2 protein-coding genes are annotated in these 2,021 nt (G+C 43.3%); both read left to right on the forward strand.

Annotated elements, in window-relative coordinates; translation table 11 throughout:
* Positions 1-1,044, forward strand: a 1,044-nt coding sequence (locus ACPDHL_RS16155) for a gliding motility-associated C-terminal domain-containing protein (RefSeq protein ID WP_430533729.1), incomplete at its 5' end; no start/stop codon positions are given.
* Between the two features lie 7 nt (positions 1,045-1,051).
* Positions 1,052-1,987 (forward strand): PorP/SprF family type IX secretion system membrane protein, encoded by a 936-nt coding sequence (locus ACPDHL_RS16160; protein WP_430533730.1) that lies wholly within the window; start codon positions 1,052-1,054, stop codon positions 1,985-1,987.
* Positions 1,988-2,021: the final 34 nt, after the last annotated feature.

Consider the following 2,021-nt stretch of genomic DNA (forward strand, 5'->3'; position numbering starts at 1 on the left):
AGCACAGGTGCCACAACAGCACAAGCAATTTTCACCTCCTATGAAAATCAAACAGGACCTCAGCTGATATCAGGAGAAAAGCCTTCTGAGTTTTATCGCGTTACTTTGAATAATTCGACACCCGTAATGGCGTTTGATTTAAAAAATGAGATGAATGTCAAAGGAAGTGTTGATTTTCAGGATGGGATTATGCAGGTGGATTCACTCCAAGGGATGCTTACCTTTCATTCGGGAGCCAAAGGGCTTAATGTGCATGATGCTAGTCATGCCGAAGGGTATGTAGAAAAGATAGGCAAAGAAGCCTTTGTCTTTCCCATTGGAGATCAAGGAATATATCGTCCGGCGCGTATTTCATCTCCACCCAATGAGAAAGAAATCTATCAAAGTAAGTATGTGTTAGGGGATCACCAATTTTTCCGCAGTCATAGTGCCACAAGTACTTCGATTTTATTGCTCAATACCCAGGAATATTGGAAGGTAGAAAAACCGAGCAATAGCAGTGGAAATATTATGTTGACGTTGAGTTGGGATGAACGTACAAGCTTAGCAGAACTAATAGAAAACTCCGAAGAACAACTACACATTGTGCGTTGGGATGAGCAAGAAGAGCAGTGGGTCGATGAAGGGGGGATTGTTTCTGTCGATACCAAAGAAGTGACAACTCCAGCTCATTTACGTGGCTATGGTTATTTTACTTTAGCCAAGGTCGACGTTCGCTTGGCTGATAAGGATTTAGTGGTGTACAACTTAGTGACACCTAATGGGGATGGGAAGAACGATTATTTCTTGATCGACAACCTCCACCGCTATCCGAACAATCGGGTAGAGATTTACAACCGTTGGGGTGTAAGGGTGTATGAAGCCGATCATTATGGCAGTTCAGACCGTGTGTTTAGAGGATATTCGGACGGTCGTGCAACGATTAAAAAGAACGAGAAGCTACCTACTGGTACGTATTATTATATCCTGACGTATGAGAAGAGCGACAAACATGGATCTCGTACGATTAAGAAGTCAGGATACCTGCATTTAGAGACGAATTAAAACCTAGATCATCGTGAAAAAAAAGAAGATATCTATAGGGGTCAGCTTGGTTTTACTAGGTTGTATCCCCAGCAAAACGCATGCCCAACAAGATCCGCAATACACCAACTATATGTACAACCATACCCGTATTAATCCCGCTTATGCGGGTAGTGAACAGGGATTAAACATTTTTGGGTTGTATCGTACCCAATGGGTGGGATTGGATGGCGCCCCTAAAACAGCCACCTTAGCTGTGGATACCCCACTGGGCCGCTCAGGCTTGGGCTTGGGAGTGAACTTTACCAACGATCGTTTGGGTGCAATGGATGAAAATACGTTAGCCGTGGATTTATCCTATGGGATTGATCTGAATAGCGAGTATAAACTCGCTTTTGGATTAAAGGGCTCAGGAGGTTTGTTGAATGTTGATTACAATAAGTTGAGTATTTATGAAGAGAGCGATCCTGTAGTTGCCAATAACGTAGACAATTCCTTTAGCGCAAATCTCGGTGTGGGTCTGTTTTTGTATTCCGAGAAGGCCTATGTTGGCCTATCTGCTCCGCATTTGTTTACCCAATCGCGTTATGATGACAATGCCGTCAATACCCTTCGTCAACGCATGCATTTGTATGCGACAGGAGGCTATGTATTTGACCTGAATTATAATTGGAAATTAAAACCAGCGGCAATGGTTAAGATGGTAGCAGGAGCACCGCTTCAGGTCGATTTGAGTGCGAATTTTATGTTTAGAGAGAAGTTCACCTTTGGCGCTGCTTACCGCTGGGATGCCGCTGTGAGTGGGCTGGTTGGTTTTCAGGTGAATGACAAGATGATGATCGGTTACAGTTACGATGCCGATACAACGAAGTTGTCGCATTACAATTCGGGCTCCCATGAGATTTTTCTTCGCTTTACTTTGTCTAACAGCTTGAAGCGCGTAACCGCTCCAAGGTTCTTCTAAACTAGTTTGATATGAAAAAAAAACTACAACAAGT

The sequence above is a fragment of the Myroides sp. C15-4 genome (assembly GCF_050522745.1).
GTDB lineage: Bacteria > Bacteroidota > Bacteroidia > Flavobacteriales > Flavobacteriaceae > Flavobacterium.